Consider the following 21,429-nt stretch of genomic DNA (forward strand, 5'->3'; position numbering starts at 1 on the left):
ATTCACGTTTGAAGTGCAACGATTGATTTAAGCTCAGAGAATGCCTCGGCGGGTGTCTTGAAGTCCAGGCATTTACGTGGCGGATCGTTGAGGCGCTTTACGTACCTCCTGAGATCGGCGGCGGTAAGGAGATTGAGGTCGGTCTTGCGAGGCAGCGAGCGTCGCAAGCGTCGGATTGAGTTTTCCACGCCGCCTTTCTGCCAAGGGCTGTGAGGATCGCGAAGAACGTCTGGACGCCGAGCGTCACGTGGAGCTGGTGGTGTTCGGCGAACTCGTTTCCATTGTCGAAGCTGATAGTCGACGCAGACGCTGTGGCAGATTGCCGAGCTGACGAGCGATGGTCTGGGCGGTGGGAACAGCTTTTCGATCGGCCGGACGGCAAACCGTGCTGAAGCGGCTTTGTCGTTCGTGAAGAACTGTCAGCCCCTGACCACATCGGGAGAACATCATGAAGTCGGCCTCCCAATGGCCCGGCGCCTTGCGATCATCGACCTCCGCAGGCCGCTCGGTGATCGAGCGCCGGTGTTTTATCGGGCTCGCGGAGCTGCCGCCCCGTCGTCGGCGCCCTCGTATTTTCTTGTGACGCGGCAGAAGACGGTATTACCAGTTATCCTTCTGGGCCGTCCGATGATAGATCAAATGATAGATTGAATCATGGCTTATGATAACGCGACCAAGCGCCAGTCGGCCAGCGATCTGCTCCGGCGAATGTCCCATCGCAAGGCTTTTGCTCACGCGGTTTCGCAGGCCTGACTGGCGTGCCAGCTTGAAGCGACAATCCCACCGCCTGCGTCGGTCGGCCAATAGCCGGGCTCGGACCGGTTCGTAGCCGCCGGCCCAAACCTTCGTCGGCCTCGAATTACGCTTAAGTTCCCGAGTGATCGTCGATGACGCCCGGCCAAGCACAGACGCAATCTGGTTTCACGTCATAGGTGGTGGTGCGCCAGATCGCGCTTGAGATATACCGCCTGCATGCAGGCGGTATATTTCAACGCGCTCTCCAAGGCTGAGCTGGCCATAACATCGTCCCATCGCAACAACACCTTAGCCGGTGTTGCACTTGCATCGTGAACCGAAGCCATCCGTCTTGTCGCTATCGGAGACCTTCAACCACGTCATTGCGCAACTTGGTCTAAGAATCTGTCAGCCTAACAAGGAAGGGCATCAACATGGGCGATCCAGCCGCGCCGACAATTGCGCCACCGACATGCGCATCACGCCGTTCCTCGATTTTTCGCCAGCGGAAGATCCCGTCTCGAGCCGTTTGGCGAACAGGCACAGACCCGTTCCGTCCCAGAACACATAGAGAGCTCCCGAGAGTGGGTCAACCCGCTTGCTCTCGCGCACCAGGGTCGCAAACCCTTCCATTCCTTTCTGTTATGTGGTGCACCACATAACAGAAATTACGCGGAGCCCACGATTATGCGGAGTGCGCGGCGGGAACTTGCTGCCCGCCGCGGTCTTCTCGCATATCTCACTCCGCATAATTCGGCTTGCGTCCGGCCGCATTCAGCATGGCCAGGAGCTTGTCCCGCGCGCGGAAGCGGCCGGGCGTCAGCATCCGCGGCGACATGGCGGCGCGCGCGCTTCGAGCTTCTCTGTCGAATCGGCGCGAAGGTAGACCTCGGTGCTTTGCAGGCTGGCGTGTTCGAGCCACAGCGAGACTTTCCGGACGTCCCGAGTCGCCTGAAGCGTATGCATGCCGCAGGTATGGCGCAGTACGTGCGGACTGACGCCTTTGCCGGCGATCGACGGCGCCTTGCGAGCGGCGGGCGTGGGATGGTCGAGTTCGCATGATCTATCGTGGCGTCCGCCTGTTGAAGCCGGACGCTGCAAGTCCCAGGGCTGAACCGTACTCCTCGATCTCCGGCATGGACATAACGAGTTCTGGGGCAAAGTAGTAGCTGTGAAAAAGCAGATTGCCGATCACACCGGTCGTGATTCGATGGTCGGGCCTTGCGTTGAGTTGTGAATGCTTCACGTCGTAGAGGGTTCCTGCAAGGTGCGTGATGCGACCTCTCCATCGGTTGGGGTTTATCTTGGCAATCCAGATTTCCCAGCCGTCGATGGGATCTCTGGTTCTTCGGAAGGTATCACGCTGCTTGGGAGGGATCGCCGCTGTACGGGGGTCGCGGAATTCGTAGACCATTGTGAACATGGTGATCCATGCCGCCAGAGACCTTGAAGCCCAGCGATCTAGAGTGGGCCAAGTAGCCTGCAGAAAAGGAACGATGTGCGGCCTTGCTCTTGTCTGCAACCTGCCCATCCAGCCGCTGTGACCTTGCCCCACAGGCTTAATCCAGTTTGAAGTTCGCTCTGGCCCAAGACGAGGACCAGAGCATGAAGCGCAAGCGATTTACGGAAGAACAGATCATCGGGATTTTGAAGGAGCACGAAGCCGGGGTTCCGGTCGCCGATCTCTGCCGCAAGCATGGTGTCAGCGATGCCAGCATCTACAAATGGAAGGCCAGGTTCGGCGGAATGGACGTCTCGGAGGCCAAGCGACTGCGGTCGCTGGAAGACGAGAACACGAAGCTGAAGCGGCTTCTGGCAGACGCCATGTTGGACAATGCGGCGCTGAAAGATCTCCTGGGAAAGAAGTGGTGACGCCCGCCGGGAAGCGGAAAGCTGTCGCTCATCTGGTGGATGCCCATAGGATGAGCGAACGGCGGGCGTGTAAAGCCATCGGCTGCTGCCGCATGACCATGAGATATCGGACGACCCAGGCTGACGATGCCAGCCTTCGCCAGCGCATGCGGGCGATGGCCCAGGAACGCCGCCGCTTTGGCTACCGGCGACTGCATGTTCTGCTCAAGCGGGAGGGGTATCTGATCAACCACAAAAAGCTCTTCCGGCTCTATCGGGAAGAGAAGCTAACGGTGCGTCGCCGTGGTGGCCGCAAGCGGGCGATCGGGACGCGGGCGCCGATGCTGGTTCCGATGATGCCGAACGACCGGTGGTCGCTCGACTTTGTGTCGGACCAACTGACCTGCGGCCGCCGCTTCCGCATCCTGACCGTCGTCGATGATTGTACCCGCGAGTGCCTGGCGCTGGTGGCCGACACCTCGCTCTCCGGCACCCGCGTGGCGCGGGAACTGGACCGGCTGATGATCCAGCGTGGCAAGCCGAGGATGGTGGTCAGCGACAATGGCACCGAGCTCACCAGCAACGCCATTCTCGCATGGGCCGACCAGAGCCGTGTCGCGTGGCACTACATCGCGCCGGGCAAACCCATGCAGAACGCCTTCATCGAGAGCTTCAACGGTCGGCTGCGGGATGAGTTTTTGAACGAGACGCTGTTCACGTCATTGGCCCAAGCCCGCGTCGCGCTTGGATGCTGGCGGGCCGACTACAACGATACGCGACCCCACTCGCAGCTCGGATGGAGAACCCCGTCCGAGTTCGCCATGACCTGTCACCCGCGCCGGGATCTGGCGCTGCGCTATGCCGAAGGCTCCGCGCCAGCTCCCGTCGCTCCCACCGCCCAAGAGGGCAAGTCCAACTGCCGGAGCGAACTCAAAACTGGATAAAACTTGGGGGCAAGGTCAGCTGTTGCAACGTTCGCATACACAAGGGATCGTGTCGGTTAGCATGTCGCCATTCCAAATCCGTTCGGCGTGCAAAGTCCCACTGAATGAAGCCGTGTGCATTCGCTTCGAAAAGGCTCGTGAGACGTAGGTTTGTATCCATTCGGCCCAAATGTGTTCGTGAGGTAACGGCCCCCCTCCGCAGAAAACGCATGTCTTGGGTGTTTCGCCTATCGACATCGGCCTAAGTATCGTCTGGGGGACCCTCCGAAGTGGCCACTAAAACACACGGGTCGCTTCTCATCCAATCAGGGAGCCGCGCTGCGCGTATTCTCAAACAGCCGTTCACCCCTTTAGCCGCTTAAGCAACGTAACGCGCTGGTCGTTTAATTCGCGAAGATATTGAGCATTGGAAAGCTGCGTCTCCTGCCACTCGATGCGATCTTCCGCGGTCCAAAGGTAACACTCGCGATCGAAGCGTGCTTTTTCGGCATTATCGTATTCTGTGTAAAGTTTGATATCACGTTCCACCTGGTCCAGTTGTTCCTGGATAGTTCTTGGCATCAGCCGTTCCCTCGGCCTTGCCTCCAGCCGCGTTAGTTTTCGGCGCCATCTATGTGGCTAGCAACATGCGGTTCGCTGTCCTCGGTAGTTAGACGCATAGTTTGTTCGTAAAGGTTATTCCGTAAGATTGTCTTCATCTGCGCGACTGTCGATGCGACTTGGTTCGCGCAATGGCAGTCCTTCCACTCCCTCAGGGAGAGTTGGCCAAAATACAACCATACTCGGACTACAGAACAGAGAGCGGCGACACAGAGCGCCGGCCGACTGCTACGGCCTGACTGCGGCGGGGGTTTCTCCTCCTTTACCCCGCCGCGCCCGAAATCAGATCTGCTGCAAACGGCATCCTCTTCTTTTCTCGCGCAATCAAGGAGCAGAATTGACAGTTCAAATCGGCGTCAATGGCCACTCCATGTTCGCCTCCGGGGCCTACCGCCAGATCAATGACGAGGACGTCTTCAAGACGCTCGCCGCACATAAACTCAAGCGATACCGCCTGACCATTCCTCTGGCGGCTGACACTGATCCATGGGTAGCGACGCGCTTCACCTCGATCGTGGGCCTTGCCGCCAACTATGGCGTCACTCTTGAACCTGTTCTGGCGCTTCCGCTAATGTGGGGCGACAAGACCGATGCCGGCAAGTATCCTGCCGGCGAAGCTGCTGCGATCTACTCCCAGGGCTACAATCGGACCCTGGCGTTTGTTCGCCAGTTCGCATCTTCAGTCGGCGACTGGGAACTTGGTAATGAGATCAATCTGACGGTCCGTGATGCCAACGGCTCTCCGTTGTTCGGCAAGGGGTGGACCTCTGCCGAGTTCGCTGCATATCCGTCGATGGCCGACTTCGCCAATCTCTTGCGGGGAATGTCCGACGCGATCGAGCAGGTACGCCGCGACACCGGCAGAAACCTTCGGCGCATCGTCGGCACCACATCGACGATGTTCGGCTACATCGACTTCATGAAGGCGAATGGCGTCAAGGTCGATGTGCTCGGCTATCACTATTACGAGCATGCCGGCGTAGACCCGACGAACTACTGGGGCGGAGTTCGTCCCAATTTCAACCTGTTCACAAAGCTGTCGAGCTACGGCGTTCCAGTCGCCATCAATGAGATGAACGGCGCCGAGATCTACGACTCAACGTTCGTCAACACCTCGACGTCTGCGTCGATGTCGGCCTGCAACTCAAACCTGGATGCGATGCTGGCGAAGTTCTCTCAGTATTCGTTCATCGAGTGGATCGATCTCTACGAGCTGATCGACGAGCCGGACAAGACTGGTCCCGATGGTCGGTTCGGGCTGATGTTCAATCTGTCGACCTCGAAGCCGCTCATGTCGACGGTTGACAAGTATACGGGTGGACCCCAATAACAGCGGCGCTATTCCGGCGCAGAGTTTTCGGCTAGACTCCCTTTAGGGGTGAGCACATAGGGACTGCCTATCAGCCTGTGGTATTTCTGCTAATGTTGTGGTCTAAGCATTAATTGCCGTTCATTTGTTGGGAAACTCGCTCCTACGCCGGGAGGGTCCAGTGCCTGATGAACACGACTCCACTTTGCGCGATGCGCATTGGAAAATGTACTCAGAGAATTCGATCCAAACGCGTCATCACGAGACGCAACGAGCGGCGGTAGCATCTACATTCATAGGCATTTCGGGCGCAGTCATCGCCTTCATGACTTCGGACAAGACGCTAAGTCCTTTGGACCTGCCGCCTGCACTGCTAGTCGTTCTGTTCGGCATGTTCGGAGCAGTGTTTTCCGCGAAGCAATACGAGCGGATACAGCTACACACGCGGCGCGCACGGGGCTATGTGATGCCTATGATGCGCTGCTTCCAGGGTCACCTCTGAGAAGCATCAGACGGATCGCGGATGATGACAACACGCGAGAATTTCCGAAACTGAGTGTTCTACGTCTGAATCAGTTTTGGATTGCGATGAACCTTGCGATCTCTGGACTTGGCGTTTGTCTCGCGATTGTGGCGCTATTCTTCCCGATTCGGGTCGTAGCCCCGTAATGGCGTTCGTAGGTCGCTTCTCGACGGTTGCCTTCACTCCCTTCAAGTCACTGAACCTCCAGAGGGGCGCAAAATTCCATGACCGCCATCCTCATCACGTCGTTGGTCGAGCGAAGTCATCTCAGCACCGGGAGAAGTCTTATTCTGCAATCACAATCTTCGAGCCGTTGCGGGTCGCCCGAGACCCGCCATGCCGAAGGCTTCGATTCGACCGGAACGAGGAAGAGAAGTTTATTCCGACAACATTGAATAGAGATTGAACCCGCCAATCGCAAAAGCACAGAAGGCAATGAACCACGCGCCGGAATCATGCGGCCAAGTCACAATTGCCCATATTCCTAGCCCGACCAACCCAGCATTGATCGCCAGGCCGACAATATTGGTGTGATTAAGGACATAAGCAACAACGGCAAAAAGGAATACCTCCCAGCGATGAGGGCCACCAAAACGAAAAACAGGCCTTCGATTGGGTGCGGGCATTTACTTCCCCGCGCGGCTACCATGATGGATGAACACTACCACCGATAGAGGGTTTGTCACGTCCATTCCCTCAGGGATGTCGGCTCGCTCTCTTCAAGGGAAGGGAGGGGAGTGCTCAATGTACTCCGCTGGCCGTACCTTTCGGGATCGCGCGCGTCAAAGCCTCGAGGCGGGCTGCGATGCCGCTCATCCGGCGGGCCGCGTGTTGAAGCGCTACTATGTCGGTCGGCCCGGCGCCGGTCGCGAGATTGAGTTCGTTCTGCAGGTGCTGAAATTCCGCCTTGCACCGGTCCAGCTCGGCGAGAAGCATCGCGAATTCGTCCATTGGCGAACGGCCCTTCTGTTGCATGGGCTACGGCCACGATAAGAGTAGTCCGACAGGGCTGTCAGGTGTCCGGTGGGTAGTCCACCAGCATCCGATAGATCTCTTGGTCAAGCCAGCGTTTGGAGAGGCTTAGGAGGAAGCCCACCATCCGTCGGGGAATGGCTCCGGCAAAGCCCAATCGACTTGGTTGTCGTTGTCAGGGGGAGCTGATAGCTCCTGCATTCCCCTTAGTGGCGCGTGGCCACGGAGGCGAACAGACAAAGCGACCCGTTCACCACGTCGAACGGGGCGCGATGGAGGATGTGTCAAGCGTAGTGGAGGCACACCTCGGGCGGTTCGCTCAGCTTCTTCGACCAGATCTCGAAGATCTTCCAACTCTGAGAGCTGAGAAATGAGTTCACTAAGTCGTTGGGCACAGAAGATCGGGCGAGAGCTTCGCATAATGTCCTCCCCAGCACAAAAAAAGCACTATCAGGATGGCCTCAGAGCAAATAGCGCGAGTAGTAAAAGTAGAAGACTACCATCGGCAAATATCGGATTTCAATACGTCAGGCTTATTGCCGCAGGGTGGCTGCTTCGGTCAGCGCGGTCCGAGACCATTGAGAGAGCAAAAGGACCCCAGCTTCAGGGCGGTGAAGCTGGGGCTGTCTTGAGGCTGCCCCTTGGGAAAGGCACCCACCCGCTGGCAAAGGGCAACGGGAAAACTTTGCAATCGGGAAGTCGTTCCAAGCCGCGTGTCGGCCGCAGAATTCCCCGATGTTGACGCAAGCCGCTCCCTCTGGGCGCCGAGCGGTTGGGCTTGGCGGTATTTACCTTGTTTGAGATTTTGACCCCGGCTGTGCCGTTCTGAATCGAGGCGAGCCAGCAGTCACACGTCAGCCCACCGCTGCTCGTCGATTAACCACCCAGAGGCCGCATGAGATCGATCGTCACAGTCGCATCGCCCGCGTCAGATACCGCGCTGACCACGCTGGAACGGGTGAAATTGGAACTCGGCATTCGGAGCGGGACCACGACCAGCGACCCTATCCTTCAGGAGAAGATTGAGGAGGCCTCAGACGACATCGAGGCCGCGCTGGGCTTCCGCCTGGTGCGGGAGACCGCGGTCGAGACCTTTTGGCACGAGCAGTATGACGTCGCGCCGGAGAAGCTTGTTCTTGACCGGACGCCGGTGGCGGCAATTGCGAGCGTGGTCGTCGACGGGTTACGATCGACGCCTCGGCCTATCGGCTCGATCCGAACACGGGTGAGCTGTTTGCGCTCGGCAACGGTTGTCCCAGCGTCTGGGTGTTTTGCCGGAGCGTCGTCGTGAGTTCAGGTTCGATGCCCGACACACGAGCCGCCGTGTCTTCCACGTTCGTGACGAGGGCGAGAGTCCTCCGGAACGGTGCAGGACGTGCGAGCAGTGCGGCAGGGCTTAAACGCTGCAGCGCTCCAGCTCGCGGTTCTGTCCGGGGGCGTGCAGAACGCGCGCATGCCGCGAGCGCTTGGCGTTACAGCTAGCGTTAGCATGATGCACCACCGCGCGCCACGCCCACCACGCAAGGCACCACCAGATGGCTTGCTACGACGACAAACTGGGTGACAGAAACGATTGCGGGAGACGACGAGGTATCACTGTGAGTAATCGTCGCCACCGCCGCGCTGATCTGGCTAAAATCAAACGCAATACGCCTGGCGCCTTGCTGACGTATCTGGTCGAGCCCGACGAACCGGCGCTCGATGGCATGCCGCTGCTCAAGGCTGCGGCGGGCCACTCGACCGGCCGGTCTCGAAGATGGTCGTCACTGCCTCATCTGCAGTTCATATTTGTGACCAGTCGGGACATCGGCGATGTTGCTCAGCACGCCTGACATCGCCAGGCCGACCAAGTTGGTACCGCCGGAACATGCCGGGCGTGCTGGGAAGCGTGATCTGCCCGTTGAGGGAGCCGTCCATGGGCGAGGTTAGCACGATTGGTCGGGATTTGGCGAAGTCGCTGTTCCAGGTGCATCAGATCGATGTCACGCCGCGGTCCTGATGAAGCGGGTAAGTTGGGCAAAGTGCTGGAGTATTTTTGCCAGCAGCCACGTTGTTTGGTTGAGATCGAAGCATGACCGTCAGCGCATCATTGGGGCCGCGAACTTCAGGCGCTTGGACGTACCGTCAGACTGACACCTCCGAGCTATGTGAAGGCCTACCTCAACCGCAGTAAGAACGATGCGAATGATGCGGCTGCAATCTGTGAGGCTGTGACGCGGCGGTCGATGCGTTTTGTCCCGGTCAAGAGACGACGGAGCAGCAGCCGTTTTGATGCTGCACAGGACCCGACAATCGCTGGTGCGCCAGCCTACCAATGTTGAGCAATGCACTGCGCGGGCACCTGGCCGAACTCGGCATCGCGTCGGCAAAGGGGCGCAACGGGACAGCGGAGTTACTAAGGATTATCGATTGTCGGGGGCGAGATTACAAGGAACGGAAGCTGTCGCTCGGGGCATGAGGCAGGCGGACTACGAGATGGCAACACCAATAGACGAGCGCATGACGACTTAATGCAGATACCTCGTTCCGAGAATCGGGAGAACCCGCTTTCAGACGGTCAACGCCCGGTGGGCGAGGTAGAACATCGCGAAGGTGGAAATGATGAGGCTTGTCCGGGAGAACGACGCTCGCACTTGGACAGCAGACTCAGTGTACGTGCTTGAGGATGAGCATGTGACCCGATGGGGCAAGTCTCGCGCCTTATTAGTCGAGCGTGGCGGACTTCCGTCCGCCAGCGCGGACGCGCTCTTGTGTCACATACCAGATTAGTTAAGCATGAAGAGTGCTGTACATAGCCGATCCGCGCTGGAAGATTGTGGTCGCCGACGGCGCGAAGAGAACCGCGATGTGGTTGCCGCGTGGCCTTGATCTGCTTTGATTCCGCTCGACCGAGTAATGGAGTGTTCTGTGATTGCAGCTCTGGCCCCCAACTAAAGTTTCTTTCCTTCTGGATCAGCCCTGAGAAGGCTTAGTACCGGCGCCGGTTGCGTCAATCAGAGATGTCTTTCAGTGCTTCCACCAAAAGCCTATTGTCGTCTTCAGTGCGGCTTGCGATGCGCAAGAATCGTTTGCCATTCTGAAGCGTCTTGCCGCCATTGTGCCTGACCAGTATCCGTCTATCTCTTAAAAGTGTTGAGGCGATCACGTCTCCATCCGGCCAATGGGGCGGGAGTTCGCAGAACACGAAATTTGCGTCGGGCTTCAGAACTCTCATTCCCTCGATGCTGCGCAGGTCTGCGTATAGTTTGTCCCTGTCGCTGCCCACCCTCATCCAACTCTGCTTTGCAGCGTGCGCCAGGTGAGGAAGCTTGCTTAGAAAAAACTCAGCAAACGTATTAACATTCCACGTGGGGAGGGCGGCTCTGATTTCATCCATCGTCTGTACATTTGCTGATGCCGCATACCCGATCCGTAACCCGCATGTCCCGTAAATCTTTCCAAGACTTTTGAGAACGATGACATTGGGAAATTCCAGCAAGTGATTTTCCAGGCTTGCACTTCGCCCGAGCGCACTAAACTCGATAAATGACTCATCGATCAGTAGGAGTTGCTGTTGAGCTCGAAGCGCGGAAGCCAGATATAGTAAATCCGGATAGGGAACCATCCGCGAAGTGGGATTATTCGGCGATATCACGACTGCGCCGTCGACACCATTTGCACGCGCAAATGCTGCATAGCGGTGCACATCGAGTTCAAAATCTGGCGGTGACAGGAAAAAGCGTGACAACCGCCCGGGCAAGGCGGTGGTTTCATAGGGATTGAAGGTTGGGACCGGGACAGCAATCCGCATACCCAGTCGGCCAAGGAGGATGGGAATCAGTTCAGCCACGCCATTGCAAATGACAAGATTATTAGCCGGCGTCTTCACCGCATCCGCAAGAAGCTGGACCAGCTGCGCATTAGGAGAGGGATAGCAAGTAATAAGCCGCGGTAGAGCGTTATTAAGTTCGTCAAGGAACGCCTGCGGCGGAAAATATGGATTTACCAGAAGGACGAAGTCCTTGATGTCATATTTCCAATAGCCGCCGGGGAATCGGTTCACCAGGTCAGAAACCTCGTCCGGCCTAAGGGATGCGGCGATTTGTGCTGCGCTGTTCATCAGTGCGACTAGCTCAACGTTTCAGGACAAACGAAAATCGTAGGATCGTCGCGATCTCCCGACAAGCTCCCGGCGAACAAGCATCGATCAGTCCCGATCCGTGCGGAGATGTTCTCGGCAACAAGTCTGGTGCACGCCGCGGTTTGCGAGACTACACGTCATCATGTAACCTGCATGGAGTGAAGCCTGCAAGGCCCAAGAAGGCCAGTCGCTGGATCATACTACCACCCGCAATCAAAAGGAGCGACTGGTTAAAACCACCGATGACGCGACGGCGAAGATGCTTATCGCCGTATACATTGTTGCGCTGAGTGGTGGCACGCGAACAGGCGCGACATGCGCTATAGCGAGCAGCAAGAAGCCAATGTTCACGACGTCCGGAAATGCTTTAGCAGAAATAAGAGGTTTAAAAAGAAATAGAAGCGCCAGGAGCGGCACGTCGTATGATAAGGGGATGCCCAAGAACCGTCCATCACGCGACCTGCCAAAGTTCGCAAAGTAGCTAAGCCTTATTGCTCCCGTCACCAGTAGAGCGGTTGCGGTCGCAAACGCGGCTTGTGAAGCTTGGCTGACTTGTACCACAACTGCCGCAGGCACAACGGCTCCATAGACGATATCTCCAAACCCGTCGAGGCTCGCTCCCATTTTTGCGACATCTGGATCCCGACCTTTGGTGCGGCCTGCCACAAACCCGTCCAGGTGGTCCGATAGAACAGCCCAAAGCGCCGCTGCCACAGATAGCTCCAGGCGGTCAGAGAGAGCTAAAAACAGGCTGGCGGAGGAAAAGAGAAGACCTGTGATCGTTATCGCGTTCGCTGGATCCCAAAGGTATTTCAGCATTGAACTCTCACCTCGCTTGCAAATGACGTCTGGCCGCGTACGCATTCGTTCGGTCCTTGAAAATGCGCTCGGCAATCTCCAAATCGTCAGCATTATCAATTTCGTACCAGCTGACGCCGTCGCATTGCGCCGCGGCGAGCTGTAGGCCTCGCCTCTCTATCAGATAACCCAAAAATTCTTCGGTGTAGGTCTGCCTAGCTCCAGCGGTGATGATATCGTCCAGTGTCGGAACGATCGTTGCCTTGAGTGTCGGCGCTGAAAGCCGTAGGAGGTTCATCGTCTTGAAAAGCTTTGGGCCATCCGCAACAAGATTTGCCGCGGTTTGCTTCAATCGAAAACCTGAGATGAAGCCGTTCTGCGACAACAGAACGGCCGAGCCTTCCATTGAATCATCGAAGGGAACGACTGCAGCTACGTCGGTCCCGCGGCAGACCATCAAGTGTCGCAGCGCATCCTCTTCGAAAAAGACGTCGCCCTCGAGAAGAAAGCAGTCTCCGGAGAGAAGAGCGTCGCGCGCCAGCCACAAAGAATAGGCGCTTCCGGTGCGGTCGAAGACGGTCGACTCGACATATTTGATTCTGAGTTCGCCAAATTTGCTACCGCAGGCATATTGAATGGCGTCTTTGCGGTAACCCACCACGATCGTCACCTCTTCCACGCCGACAGATTCCAGATTGTGCAGAGCGTTGTGAAGAATCGAAGTGCCGTTGACCTCGACCAGCGACTTCGGCCGCAGATCTGTCAGAGGACGCAGGCGAGAGCCGCAGCCAGCGGCGAGAATGATGGCGTTCTTGGGGGCATCGGTCACAGTTTAGTTCCTTTTTCGTCGCGCCTCTTGAAACACCGACGGACTTCTTCGGCGCCAGCTTAGGCGCGCTGAAGCAAGTCTGCCGGAGCCATCTGAAAATGGAGCACAAGCGTGAAGACAGACAAATCGTCCTCGTCGGTCCTTTCTCCAGAGAGAAGGGAGGCGCTGGATCCGGTGCCTCGAGCTGCCGAGATGGCAAAGCGCGCATTTCGGTTGAGTGAGGCCGGCTACGGTGTCTAAGGACATCTCAGTGCAATGATTAGGCATTTGAGATTGCAGTCGAACCTGGCCAGCTAGGAGGAAGTCCAGGACAGTAGGTGGACAACGACAATGCGCTTCTGTGTCGGCGAAACCCTATTTGCGCAGTTCAGCGTCGGGCCGCAAGTATCGCGTTTCCGCACGGGCGAGTTCGTCGTACTTGAACAGTTCGAAGACTTCCTCGAGAGTAGCGATGTGCGGCTCAATGCTCGCGGTGCTTTCCTCAGCGATGATGCGACCGCAGACTTGACGCATTGCCGCTATTGCCGCTCGCATAGAGTGGTTGGCCCAGATCACCGTAGAGATGCTGGCTTTGCGGTATACAGAGATCGGTGTTCGATAGTATTTCGTCGGAACGATCACGACCGGCAATCTGCTCTGCCAAGCGCGCGCGAACGAAAGGACTTCGTCGGCGGTGCTCCTTCGCGAATGAATGAGGATCGCATCGGCTCCCGCGTCGGCGTAGGCGTGAGCGCGCGAAAGTGCTTCGTCCATCTCATGCCCAGCGATCAACGCCTCGATCCTTGCCACCAAGATCAAGTCGTCCGCGACTGTATCCTTCACTGCCCGGAGGCGGCCAGAGAATTCGTCGACATCGGCGAGGGGGTGCCGATGCCCAACAAACGAGTTCATCTTCGGAAAGCAACTGTCCTCGAGCGCCACGCCGGCTGCTCCACGCTGACGGAGCCTGCGTGTCACGAGGCGCGCATTGTTGAAATTCCCGAAGCCGCCATCTCCGTCAACGAGCACAGGCAGTCCGCTCGAGTCCACGATCCGCTCGACTACATCTACGAGTTGGCTCCACGACGCTTCATTGGCATCGCGGTAGCCCAGGGAGCAGGCAATTGACAGGCCGGACGCCCAGAGGCCTTTGAACCCCGCGCGCTCAGCGATTGCGGCGGAGAGACCATCATGCGCTTCCATGAGGAACGATAGCTCTCTGCGGCAGCAGATTTCGGCCCGCAGCATTTCTGCACGTGAGGAACCAGCGGGTTGATTAGGGCCGTTGGCGGGAACAGATGCTGATCGGTCTTGCATGCCAATTCCTTGTGATGACGCGGCTAACTTGTAGACCGGCCGATTTCATCAATCGATAGGTGACATGCTTCCGTCATCTAGATCAATTGCTAGGGTTGGTAGTTGACCTGGCCCGCAAACCTGTTCCGTGTCGGAGTGCTCAAGAGTCATCCTCGCGCTCTTCCGCGTGGTCAATCGCTACGTCGGCAACTTGCAGCCCATGCCGGGCGTCTTCCCCAGCTATCCCGCGCCTGTGATCTGTAATCAACCGAAGCCTAGGACTGAGACGCGCGCTGAACTTTCACGCACGTTTCATTTGTCTGTAGGGCGCCGCGGTCTTGCCTGTCCTGCCAGGTGCGAGGCTCGGCTTGTGGCGGCTTCAAACACACCGCAATACGTCCGTCGAGTTGCCATAGCTCGATGTCGTTGGTATCAACTAGCTGCTGAGCACGTTCCCGTGCTTTTTGCTCGTCGGCACACTGCAAATTGGCCACGTTTATAACGTGGCGGGTCGTGATCCAAAAGGTAAGCGATAGTTCGTCCGGATCATGGAGCTTGTCGCTGGTGAATCCGAAAAAGATCTCCGAGACAGATTGCAGACTCGATCGTATAGTGTTTCTGCAATCAATGAATACTTGAACGACGAATTCTCTCTGATCGTTATGATCGCATTTGATGAGATGTGCCGCGCCTATGCTGCGGATAGAGCATTCTATGGCGGACTTGGCAGCAGCTTCCTTAGTTGCCTGAGAGAGGTGGTTGCCGACGAGGCAGTTCACTCGATGAACGCTGTTAATGTTCTCCGTGCCCGTTACTGCGAGCGCATTCCCGAAATCGGCGAGATTCTCGACAGCCTGATCCGCAGCGTGGGTGATGATCCGGACTATACAGGCGCCTTCGTACTGATTACTTCGGCGAGAATTACACGAACCAAGTGTTTGTCAACTGCCGTGCCGCTGTCCTGAGAAACGTCGCTAAGCCGCTAAGAGCCGCAGTGACGGATTGAAGCGTCGGCGCGCAAGTGGACCGACGAGCGTCTGCGCCTCATCTCCTGTCAGTGCCCCAGAAGTGCACGTGTTGGTCGGTCAGAGCGGATTCGGCTCAGAGAGGGGGCAGGCAGCTTGCATGGCTGTCCTTGAACGTTTTCGCTCGTTTTCAGGTTCTTGGCAGTGACACGCGACAATGAGCGATTCAGCGGTGCCTTGCACAAGGGGGCACCGATCACACCTCAAGAGAAAAAGCCAATCAGGCAACCATCACGAACAATTAAGCCAAATGGCGCTGTCGGCTTTCCTCCTGATGTCGCGAATTCTTCAACGCACGCGCCCGCGGCAGCTATCCCATTCTCTCAAGTCATCGTCGTTAAACTCGATTTTTTGGCGCGGCGCAATTGGTACGACACTTGCTGTTCTCATCCCCAGGTTCTCTCTTCCGGAGATGCGTGTGCAAAGTGCCCTCTGCACCAAGCAGAATTTCCGACTGCCGGCATATCGGGGTATCCCCCCGACGAACATCCTCTTGCACCACGAGGGCCGGTCGCGCTCAACCCTCAAGAATTGTTCCCGTCAGAGGCGTGCGACTAAGGCACCCAGACGCCGCGCATTGTTCATGCAAGGAGCCAAACTTGCGCGACGAGCCTGTTGGGCTGCTCGTCGACCGGGCTCTCGTCCGTGCCGGCGCGGTGAAGATCAGTTGGGGCCTGACGATGCAGATCCGTAGATCGTGCACGATCGTGGCCCACTTCTTTTCATGCTCGCCGGCAAGCCGAACACCCGCCGTGACACCGGGCTCATTGAGCTCGGGACCACGGAGCGGCCCGGCGACGCATCGGAACTTGCCTCCGTTTAAAACAAGCTCAATCGAGCGGCGCAATACCGACTCCGGGGTCAGCCCGCTGAGGCGCACAAATGGATCTTTTCAGCTTCAGCGAATGCGCAACGCAAACGCAATCCCTCCGATCGCTTTTCGAGCTTCTTGTGAGCTGTGCCAGCGACGAAGGCTTCAGCGAAGTCTATTACGGAGCGCTCAATTTCGCAGAGCCACTTCGCCTACCGGAGTATCCGCCGCCCGCCGTGGCCGTTAAGTGGCCGCCCGAATGGTGTGAACGATATTTTAAGCGAAAGTACCACAGAATCGATCCGGTGGTCCGGCGGACACCGACCCTTTCGCGGCCGTTTCTGTGGGATCAACTCGCCGAGCAATATCAACTACAGCCCGACGAAAGGCGTGTACTTGTTGAGGCCAGAGAGGCCGGTCTCAAGCACGGCATGAGTGTACCATTGTTTGGACCATTGGGTCGATTATCGGTCGTATCGTTTGCATCTCGGTTCGACGATGCCGATCCTCAACATTCCAAAGGCCATCTGAACGCATTAGCCTGGCACTTTCACACCGCTTGTGCGGAGATCACACGTCCGGCGGAAGATAACTGCGATATGAGAGTTGCGCTATCACAGCGAGAACTAGAATGTTTAGGGTGGGTGGCAGAGGGCAAATCGTCATGGGAAATCGGAGGGATATTACACATCACCGACAATACGGTGAACTTTCATCTTAAGAACGCGATGCGAAAGCTGGGCGCGACCAGCCGGATCCAAGCCGTCATTGTGGCGATCCGCCTCAATCTTATTTTTGATGTCCATGCTGCGCGAGCATCTTGATGGACGATGATTGTATCGAAGCCAGTTTGCGTCTTAAAACTGCTGTGAAGAACAATCGTCCTATGGACAATCATCCGCCAAGGCAATGAGCAAGCTCGACCTGCCATGTGACGAAGCCACTTGCTCCTAGCGCGCACGCTGTATACGGCAACTACGTGCTTAGTCCTCGGGCATGTGTTGGAGCGTTAAGTTACAATCGGTGCGGCTAGGGAGTCCAGCGTTTGCAGGTGTTCGTAGGACGTCAGGTTTTCAGTCGCCGATCGTAGCTGTAGGCACCAATGAAGATTGGGAGTATGACTCGAGCTGATCGGTTTGCTTCAGTTGATTTTTCTCGAGAGTTTAGCACTGCTAGTGGTTCGAATATATGCTATCTTATCAGGTGTAGATCGATGAAAAGACCAGCTTGTAAACCCGGTCGACAAGCTCCTTCTAGAGGGGGCTGTGCATTCGTCGTGGCCGATGCGCCACGGCTACTCTGCCCAGCTTTCAAAGTTCTAGAGTTCAGACTCAATTGATCCAATAAGCGACGAGAGCGGCGAGGTGGACGGCGGCCAAGAAGTGTCTGGCAAGTTTGTCGTAGCGAGTAGCAACACGCCTGAAATCCTTGAGCCGGCAGAAACAGCGCTCGATAACGTTGCGCCCTTTATAGAGGCGCTTGCTGAAGCTGTGGAGGGTTACCCGGTTGGATTTGTTTGAATGACGGGTTTCGCGCCGCGATTGACGATTTCGGCGCGAAAGCCGTCGCCATCGTAGCCTTTGTCCCCAATGAGGGAAGACATGGGCGGCGCGAGCTTCAAAAGGGCCGGCCCTGCGGCAATGTCTGCGGCTTGTCCCGGAGTGAGATGAAATGCGCAAGGTTTGCAATCAGGGTCGCTCAGCGCGTGGATTTTCGCGGTCCGCCCACCGCGCGAGCGGCCGATCGCCTGTTCACACTCCTCCCTTTTCCGCCGCTCGCCGAGCGATGCGCTTTGATCGAGGTGGAGTCGATCGACAAAGCCACTCGGTCCTTGCCGCAGCGGGCGAGCGCTTCAAAGATCGCCTGCCAATGTCCGCGCTTAGCCCAGCGATTGAACCGATTGTAGATCGTCGTGTAAGGGCCATAGTCGGACGGGCAATCGCGCCAGCGTGCGCCGCACTGGAGCATGTGAATGATACCGCTGATAATGCGTCGATCGTCTTCGCGCGCCGGGCCGGTCTGGTTCATTGGCAGATGCGGCTCTATCTGAGCCCACTGCTTGTCGTTGAGCCAGAACAGTCCTTTGCGCATCGAAGTCCCCCGTGCCGAATCAACTTGGCACGAGGGAATCAGAACTCGCTAATTAGGTACAGACCCTAAGCAAGCGTCTCGGCTACCAGCGCCGCCATGCCCATCGTCATGCTATTATTGACAAGTGTGAGCTTATGGCCCTGCCCAGCAATATCACCCACATGGACGATGTTCTCGCAAATGCGGTAAGAACGCGAGCCGCGATAGGAAACGTGTTCTGATCCGATCCAACGATGGCGTTGAGGCGCCCTGCTCTGCTTGTTCAGGGGGGCGTGTTACGGGGGCATCTGTGAAGTGCAATGCATGCTTTTTGGCCTGTTCGGCTAAAGTGAGGGTGGAAGCAGGATAGGACGTGGTGCACGTCAAGTATCAAACTCTGTCGGGGCAAATTGTCAAATAGCCCATCTTGCCCAAGGCAGACTTCCTCGACCTCGCAACTTGCTGGCAGTGATAAAACGACGGCACTTACATGCCGGGCCAGTTCAGAAACTGCGGTGTGCTCATGAGCACCCAAGCCAGTCAAGCGTTCCGCGCCAACATGGGTTGTGTTGACTTTGATATGCAATTCAGTGCCATGACGCAAAAGGACTGAGTCCAATGCCTGTTCATGTGCCTTGCGCCGATCAGGCCGATTCGTTGTCTGACTTTCCCAGCCGTTGCAGTTGACGGAATTTCAGTCATGCTCTGCGTCGTTATGAGTTCCGAAAAAAGGCCACGCTCCTGCAGAATGGGCAGCAGCTTATGATGGTCCTCGATGAGATAATCCGGCTTCGCCGCTCGCAGACGCGTCTCGGAAACAAATCCGCCCGTAATGGCTATGCTGATCAAGCCAAGTTCGCGTGCAATATCCGTTTCGACAGGCATGTCCCCGACGATGAACGTTGAGCTGGGGTTCAGATTGTATGCTCGCATATACAGACGAAGCCGCTCTCCTTTGCTTATGCCTTTATATTGAGTAGCGCGACTTTCAAAAGCCAGAACCTCCGAGACACAATCTTCGATTCTATGTCTTCGTAATTGGGTAATAAGGGGATCGACTATATGGTTACTGACAATAATGCTGGAAACCTCTTGTTGACGTGCCGTTTCCAAAATGCAACGCGCGCCTTCGCGCAGATCGGCTTTGCTCGCCAGCGGTTCGTAAGTGTCGTGAAAAATAGCGCCGTCATGGCTATCGACCGTTTCGATTTCACTCTCAGACATTCCTAGATTGCGGAAAAAAACCGTAAGTGGAACATCGAAATGATCCCGAAAAGTTTGCATGTCGATGGCACCCCGGCCGAAGCGGCCCAAAATGGTGTTCGTCGTTTGTAGCAGGGCGTCGGCGTCGTCGAGGAGAGTGCCGTTCCAATCGAATACAAGAGCAGGTTTCATCATGGCCTCATGCTGCAGACGTTTTCGTTGAGGTGAGATCGGCTATCAATCTGTTCGAAGTCTCGTCTGCGCGGTTTTGCCCCGCCAGGGGTCGGCATCTCGAACGTAAACGCAGAAAGATCGATTCCCTGATGTCCGCGCGGCAGCATGGAAAGCAGATCTTCAAAGGGCACATACGCGCCGGTAGCAGCGTTGATCGATAGAGCAATTTTGCGTTCGGTCACCCGGATCGTTTGCGGCGCGATCCTATGAAAGCGCAGGCTATGTTGCCGCGTTTCGGGTGCCAGGCGTTTCCATATTTTCCAGAACGCTGGCTCATCTATGGTCTCGATACCCCTGCCGTAGTAATTTGGTGCAACGATAGGCGGCGAACCGATTGCCAAATGCACAGCCTTTGCCCGAGCGGCAAGAAGCATCTCCGTCACTGCGCGGCTTGTATCGCCACGAATAAGAGCTTCGTCGCCTACGACGATGATTCTATCCGTGACGTCGTTCGTTGCGACGCGGTGCTTTTGCCAGATGAGCGATTTGCGCTCGCCAAGAGACCCGATAAGTGTGCGCCGAGGACGGTTTACTGCGATCACCTTGTGCCGTTGGACGAGCGCACGTTGCTGCTTGGCCAGCGTTGCAAATAGACCGTCGGCATACGGTGTCCCGGTGCGCGGAATGGAAGAAACGATTATGGTACCGGAGCTTGTTTCGACTGCTAATCGCGGCCAGACAATTCGGCCCGAGGTCATGCCTATATCATGACCAGTTGATAGATGAGATTGCGATTGCACCAACGACCTAGCATTTCCCAGATAAAGCGTCTAGTAGGCACAAAGCTTGGGACTGTGTCGAGCCTGGCCCACAAAGTGCTCAAGGCAGTCTCCCGTTCTGCCGTTCACATGGTTGGTGTGACTTGGCCGAATTTTGCCGACTCGGCCTTGTTGCCCAGAGAAAGCAGAAAAGTAGAAAACCATCTTCGGTTTGCATGAATTCCAAAGGCCGCAAACCCCCGCGATTGGGGAAGGCGGTCAGATTTCCTAGGCCATCCAACAAGAGTGCACTGACGCCTCCGTCAACACCCTTGTCAATGTATTGGAAGACCGTTTCGTAGTTAACCGGCAGACCGTGCTGCCAATAATCTCTTTGACAAATGCTCTCGAAAGCTTGAGCAAGAGCTCCGCATCGGTTCTTCCGCTGATGGAATGACCTTCAGCGTGCAGTTCTTTCCTAAGTTCATCAGCGTTGACCAGAGCCACGTTCAAACAAGCCGTCAAACGACGGCAGGAGGGTTTATGATTGTCAAAGGGCTGGAAGTCGGCGTCACTCTTCTCTCTGTGAGAGGGAGTGCGAACGTGTGCTATAGCTACATGCGGTCTGAAATCCGCGTCCTGCTCAGCAAAATCCAAAACCTGCTAGTGTGCCTGCTGGGTGGCATGACTTTGTATGTTGAAACCGTTCTTCATGCATAAACGCGGCAACGCCGAACCCCTCCTGTCCACGGTTTTCAAGCTTCGGCAGCATGTGCTTGAGCTCATCGTAAACCGTCCTTAGTGAGCGGCTTGAAAGCAACAGAAATGCGCCTGCAACACCGGACATGTGCTATCTCTCCTTGGCCGACGATTATGGAATCGCCCGTTGCCTGTTGTTGTTTTCCACCCTGTCCGGTTGCAGACATCCAATGTCTGGAACCGACACCGAGCGGAGGTAATCCGTGGGCTCGCGCGAAGCACATGGTTTTGCGCCTCAGCAAGCAAGGCTCGTACCAAGTCCTCTTTCGCGGGCAGGAGGCTTCGCCGAGATTGGCAATCGAAGTGTGTGATTCAAAACAGCCGCCCTGATCCGGCTGCCCGACTTCCGCGAGTGCGGCCGCCAAAGCTCAGCTTTGCTGGGCACGGTGCCTGATGGGCGCTATCCCTCAGTGTTCCGCCTAGCAGCCGCAGCAAAGAGCGTTACGCGACTGTTGCCGCGACGGGAAGGTCTTTGTCCAATCCTCAGGCGGCCAGTCCCAACCGTAACGCTGGAGAACGAAGACGTTCAGTGAACTGGACGCCCCACCGAGGGACCATCGGGCCCTGTCTGCTGACTGAATTCGTGCGCGCTCCGATCTCCTTGATGTCACGGAGCGAACAGCGCTGTCCGCCGTTGTTGCGGCTTGAAGGAGTAGCCGCTCCGTGACGGCAT

Annotated in this window: 23 protein-coding genes and 4 pseudogenes; 9 read left to right on the forward strand and 18 right to left on the reverse strand. The window is 56.7% G+C overall.

Annotated features, from left to right (window positions below; genetic code table 11):
* Nucleotides 1-2: 2 nt before the first annotated feature.
* The 4 genes and pseudogenes from IVB19_RS40865 to IVB19_RS37435 form a co-directional block, all read right to left on the reverse strand.
* Nucleotides 3-1,032, reverse strand: a pseudogene (locus IVB19_RS40865) (IS30 family transposase).
* A 132-nt stretch (nt 1,033-1,164) separates the two neighbouring features.
* Nucleotides 1,165-1,368 (reverse strand): IS66 family insertion sequence element accessory protein TnpB, encoded by a 204-nt coding sequence (gene tnpB / locus IVB19_RS37425; protein WP_247822158.1) that lies wholly within the window; start codon nt 1,366-1,368, stop codon nt 1,165-1,167.
* Nucleotides 1,369-1,554: 186 nt separating this feature from the next.
* On the reverse strand, nt 1,555-1,701 hold the full coding sequence (locus tag IVB19_RS40870; RefSeq protein ID WP_524536785.1) for a hypothetical protein: 147 nt from the start codon (nt 1,699-1,701) through the stop codon (nt 1,555-1,557).
* A gap of 97 nt (nt 1,702-1,798) precedes the next feature.
* Entirely contained in the window at nt 1,799-2,149 is a 351-nt protein-coding gene (locus IVB19_RS37435; RefSeq protein ID WP_247822159.1) for a hypothetical protein, read from the reverse strand.
* 191 nt (nt 2,150-2,340) lie between these two features.
* Between IVB19_RS37435 and IVB19_RS37440 the strand changes: the two are divergent.
* Together IVB19_RS37440 and IVB19_RS37445 are read left to right on the forward strand one after the other, a co-directional pair.
* Nucleotides 2,341-2,493 (forward strand): annotated as a pseudogene (locus IVB19_RS37440) (transposase); the annotation flags it as partial.
* Nucleotides 2,460-3,530 carry an IS3 family transposase gene (locus IVB19_RS37445; RefSeq protein ID WP_247822160.1) on the forward strand — a complete coding sequence of 357 codons (1,071 nt, stop codon included), beginning with the start codon at nt 2,460-2,462 and terminating at the stop codon, nt 3,528-3,530. The pseudogene IVB19_RS37440 and the gene IVB19_RS37445, both read left to right, overlap by 34 nt.
* Before the next feature lie 342 nt (nt 3,531-3,872).
* Here the strand turns inward: IVB19_RS37445 and IVB19_RS37450 are convergent, their stop codons facing one another.
* Nucleotides 3,873-4,091: a hypothetical protein gene (locus IVB19_RS37450; RefSeq protein ID WP_247822161.1), complete on the reverse strand. Its 219-nt coding sequence runs from the start codon at nt 4,089-4,091 to the stop codon at nt 3,873-3,875.
* Between the two features lie 376 nt (nt 4,092-4,467).
* On the opposite strand from IVB19_RS37450, the gene IVB19_RS37455 reads away from it, so the two are divergent.
* Together IVB19_RS37455 and IVB19_RS37460 are read left to right on the forward strand one after the other, a co-directional pair.
* On the forward strand, nt 4,468-5,460 hold the full coding sequence (locus tag IVB19_RS37455; protein ID WP_247822162.1) for a hypothetical protein: 993 nt from the start codon (nt 4,468-4,470) through the stop codon (nt 5,458-5,460).
* 160 nt (nt 5,461-5,620) lie between these two features.
* Entirely contained in the window at nt 5,621-5,941 is a 321-nt protein-coding gene (locus tag IVB19_RS37460) for a hypothetical protein (RefSeq protein WP_247822163.1), read from the forward strand.
* Between the two features lie 398 nt (nt 5,942-6,339).
* Here the strand turns inward: IVB19_RS37460 and IVB19_RS37465 are convergent, their stop codons facing one another.
* The gene (locus IVB19_RS37465; RefSeq protein WP_247822164.1) at nt 6,340-6,588 is read right to left on the reverse strand and encodes a hypothetical protein; all 249 of its coding nucleotides are present in this window, start codon (nt 6,586-6,588) and stop codon (nt 6,340-6,342) included.
* A 115-nt stretch (nt 6,589-6,703) separates the two neighbouring features.
* Nucleotides 6,704-6,913, reverse strand: a complete 210-nt coding sequence (locus IVB19_RS37470; RefSeq protein ID WP_247822165.1) for a hypothetical protein — start codon at nt 6,911-6,913, stop codon at nt 6,704-6,706.
* A 916-nt stretch (nt 6,914-7,829) separates the two neighbouring features.
* On the opposite strand from IVB19_RS37470, the gene IVB19_RS37475 reads away from it, so the two are divergent.
* The 3 genes and pseudogenes from IVB19_RS37475 to IVB19_RS37485 all read left to right on the forward strand — a co-directional run.
* Nucleotides 7,830-8,225: a phage head-tail connector protein gene (locus tag IVB19_RS37475; protein WP_247822166.1), complete on the forward strand. Its 396-nt coding sequence runs from the start codon at nt 7,830-7,832 to the stop codon at nt 8,223-8,225.
* Nucleotides 8,226-8,532: 307 nt separating this feature from the next.
* On the forward strand, nt 8,533-8,766 hold the full coding sequence (locus tag IVB19_RS37480; RefSeq protein ID WP_247822167.1) for a hypothetical protein: 234 nt from the start codon (nt 8,533-8,535) through the stop codon (nt 8,764-8,766).
* Nucleotides 8,767-8,976: 210 nt separating this feature from the next.
* Nucleotides 8,977-9,308 (forward strand): annotated as a pseudogene (locus tag IVB19_RS37485) (IS110 family transposase); the annotation flags it as partial.
* Nucleotides 9,309-9,923: 615 nt separating this feature from the next.
* On the opposite strand, the gene IVB19_RS37490 reads toward IVB19_RS37485, so the two are convergent.
* The 4 genes from IVB19_RS37490 to aepX all read right to left on the reverse strand — a co-directional run bounded on the left by IVB19_RS37490 (nt 9,924) and on the right by aepX (nt 13,908).
* A complete protein-coding gene (locus IVB19_RS37490) occupies nt 9,924-11,033 on the reverse strand; it encodes a pyridoxal phosphate-dependent aminotransferase (protein WP_247822168.1) in 1,110 nt (369 codons plus the stop codon).
* Nucleotides 11,034-11,267: 234 nt separating this feature from the next.
* Nucleotides 11,268-11,873, reverse strand: coding sequence for a CDP-alcohol phosphatidyltransferase family protein (locus IVB19_RS37495; protein WP_247822169.1), 606 nt, complete (start codon nt 11,871-11,873; stop codon nt 11,268-11,270).
* A 7-nt stretch (nt 11,874-11,880) separates the two neighbouring features.
* Nucleotides 11,881-12,681: a phosphocholine cytidylyltransferase family protein gene (locus IVB19_RS37500; protein ID WP_247822170.1), complete on the reverse strand. Its 801-nt coding sequence runs from the start codon at nt 12,679-12,681 to the stop codon at nt 11,881-11,883.
* A gap of 354 nt (nt 12,682-13,035) precedes the next feature.
* Nucleotides 13,036-13,908, reverse strand: coding sequence for a phosphoenolpyruvate mutase (gene aepX, locus IVB19_RS37505; protein ID WP_247822314.1), 873 nt, complete (start codon nt 13,906-13,908; stop codon nt 13,036-13,038).
* Between the two features lie 683 nt (nt 13,909-14,591).
* Here aepX and IVB19_RS37510 point away from each other — a divergent pair.
* Nucleotides 14,592-14,921 carry a hypothetical protein gene (locus IVB19_RS37510; RefSeq protein WP_247822171.1) on the forward strand — a complete coding sequence of 110 codons (330 nt, stop codon included), beginning with the start codon at nt 14,592-14,594 and terminating at the stop codon, nt 14,919-14,921.
* Between the two features lie 942 nt (nt 14,922-15,863).
* A complete protein-coding gene (locus IVB19_RS37515) occupies nt 15,864-16,616 on the forward strand; it encodes a LuxR family transcriptional regulator (RefSeq protein ID WP_247822172.1) in 753 nt (250 codons plus the stop codon).
* A 507-nt stretch (nt 16,617-17,123) separates the two neighbouring features.
* Here IVB19_RS37515 and IVB19_RS37520 read toward each other — a convergent pair.
* The 7 genes and pseudogenes from IVB19_RS37520 to IVB19_RS37535 form a co-directional block, all read right to left on the reverse strand.
* Nucleotides 17,124-17,883: pseudogene (locus IVB19_RS37520) on the reverse strand (IS5 family transposase).
* Nucleotides 17,884-18,036: 153 nt separating this feature from the next.
* Nucleotides 18,037-18,249 carry an NAD(P)-binding domain-containing protein gene (locus IVB19_RS40875; protein ID WP_524536786.1) on the reverse strand — a complete coding sequence of 71 codons (213 nt, stop codon included), beginning with the start codon at nt 18,247-18,249 and terminating at the stop codon, nt 18,037-18,039.
* Entirely contained in the window at nt 18,146-18,481 is a 336-nt protein-coding gene (locus tag IVB19_RS40880) for an NAD(P)-binding domain-containing protein (protein WP_524536787.1), read from the reverse strand. The genes IVB19_RS40875 and IVB19_RS40880 overlap by 104 nt, the downstream gene beginning before the upstream one ends.
* Nucleotides 18,403-19,260: an HAD family hydrolase gene (locus IVB19_RS37525; protein WP_247822173.1), complete on the reverse strand. Its 858-nt coding sequence runs from the start codon at nt 19,258-19,260 to the stop codon at nt 18,403-18,405. Before IVB19_RS37525 ends, IVB19_RS40880 begins: the two co-directional genes overlap by 79 nt.
* Entirely contained in the window at nt 19,257-19,997 is a 741-nt protein-coding gene (locus tag IVB19_RS37530; RefSeq protein WP_247822174.1) for an amidophosphoribosyltransferase, read from the reverse strand. The genes IVB19_RS37525 and IVB19_RS37530 overlap by 4 nt, the downstream gene beginning before the upstream one ends.
* A 288-nt stretch (nt 19,998-20,285) precedes the next feature.
* Nucleotides 20,286-20,654, reverse strand: a complete 369-nt coding sequence (locus IVB19_RS40885; RefSeq protein ID WP_524536788.1) for a hypothetical protein — start codon at nt 20,652-20,654, stop codon at nt 20,286-20,288.
* The gene (locus IVB19_RS37535; protein ID WP_247822175.1) at nt 20,641-20,844 is read right to left on the reverse strand and encodes a hypothetical protein; all 204 of its coding nucleotides are present in this window, start codon (nt 20,842-20,844) and stop codon (nt 20,641-20,643) included. Before IVB19_RS37535 ends, IVB19_RS40885 begins: the two co-directional genes overlap by 14 nt.
* Nucleotides 20,845-21,429 lie beyond the last annotated feature (585 nt).

The organism is Bradyrhizobium sp. 187 (assembly GCF_023101005.1).
Taxonomy (GTDB): domain Bacteria; phylum Pseudomonadota; class Alphaproteobacteria; order Rhizobiales; family Xanthobacteraceae; genus Bradyrhizobium; species Bradyrhizobium canariense_D.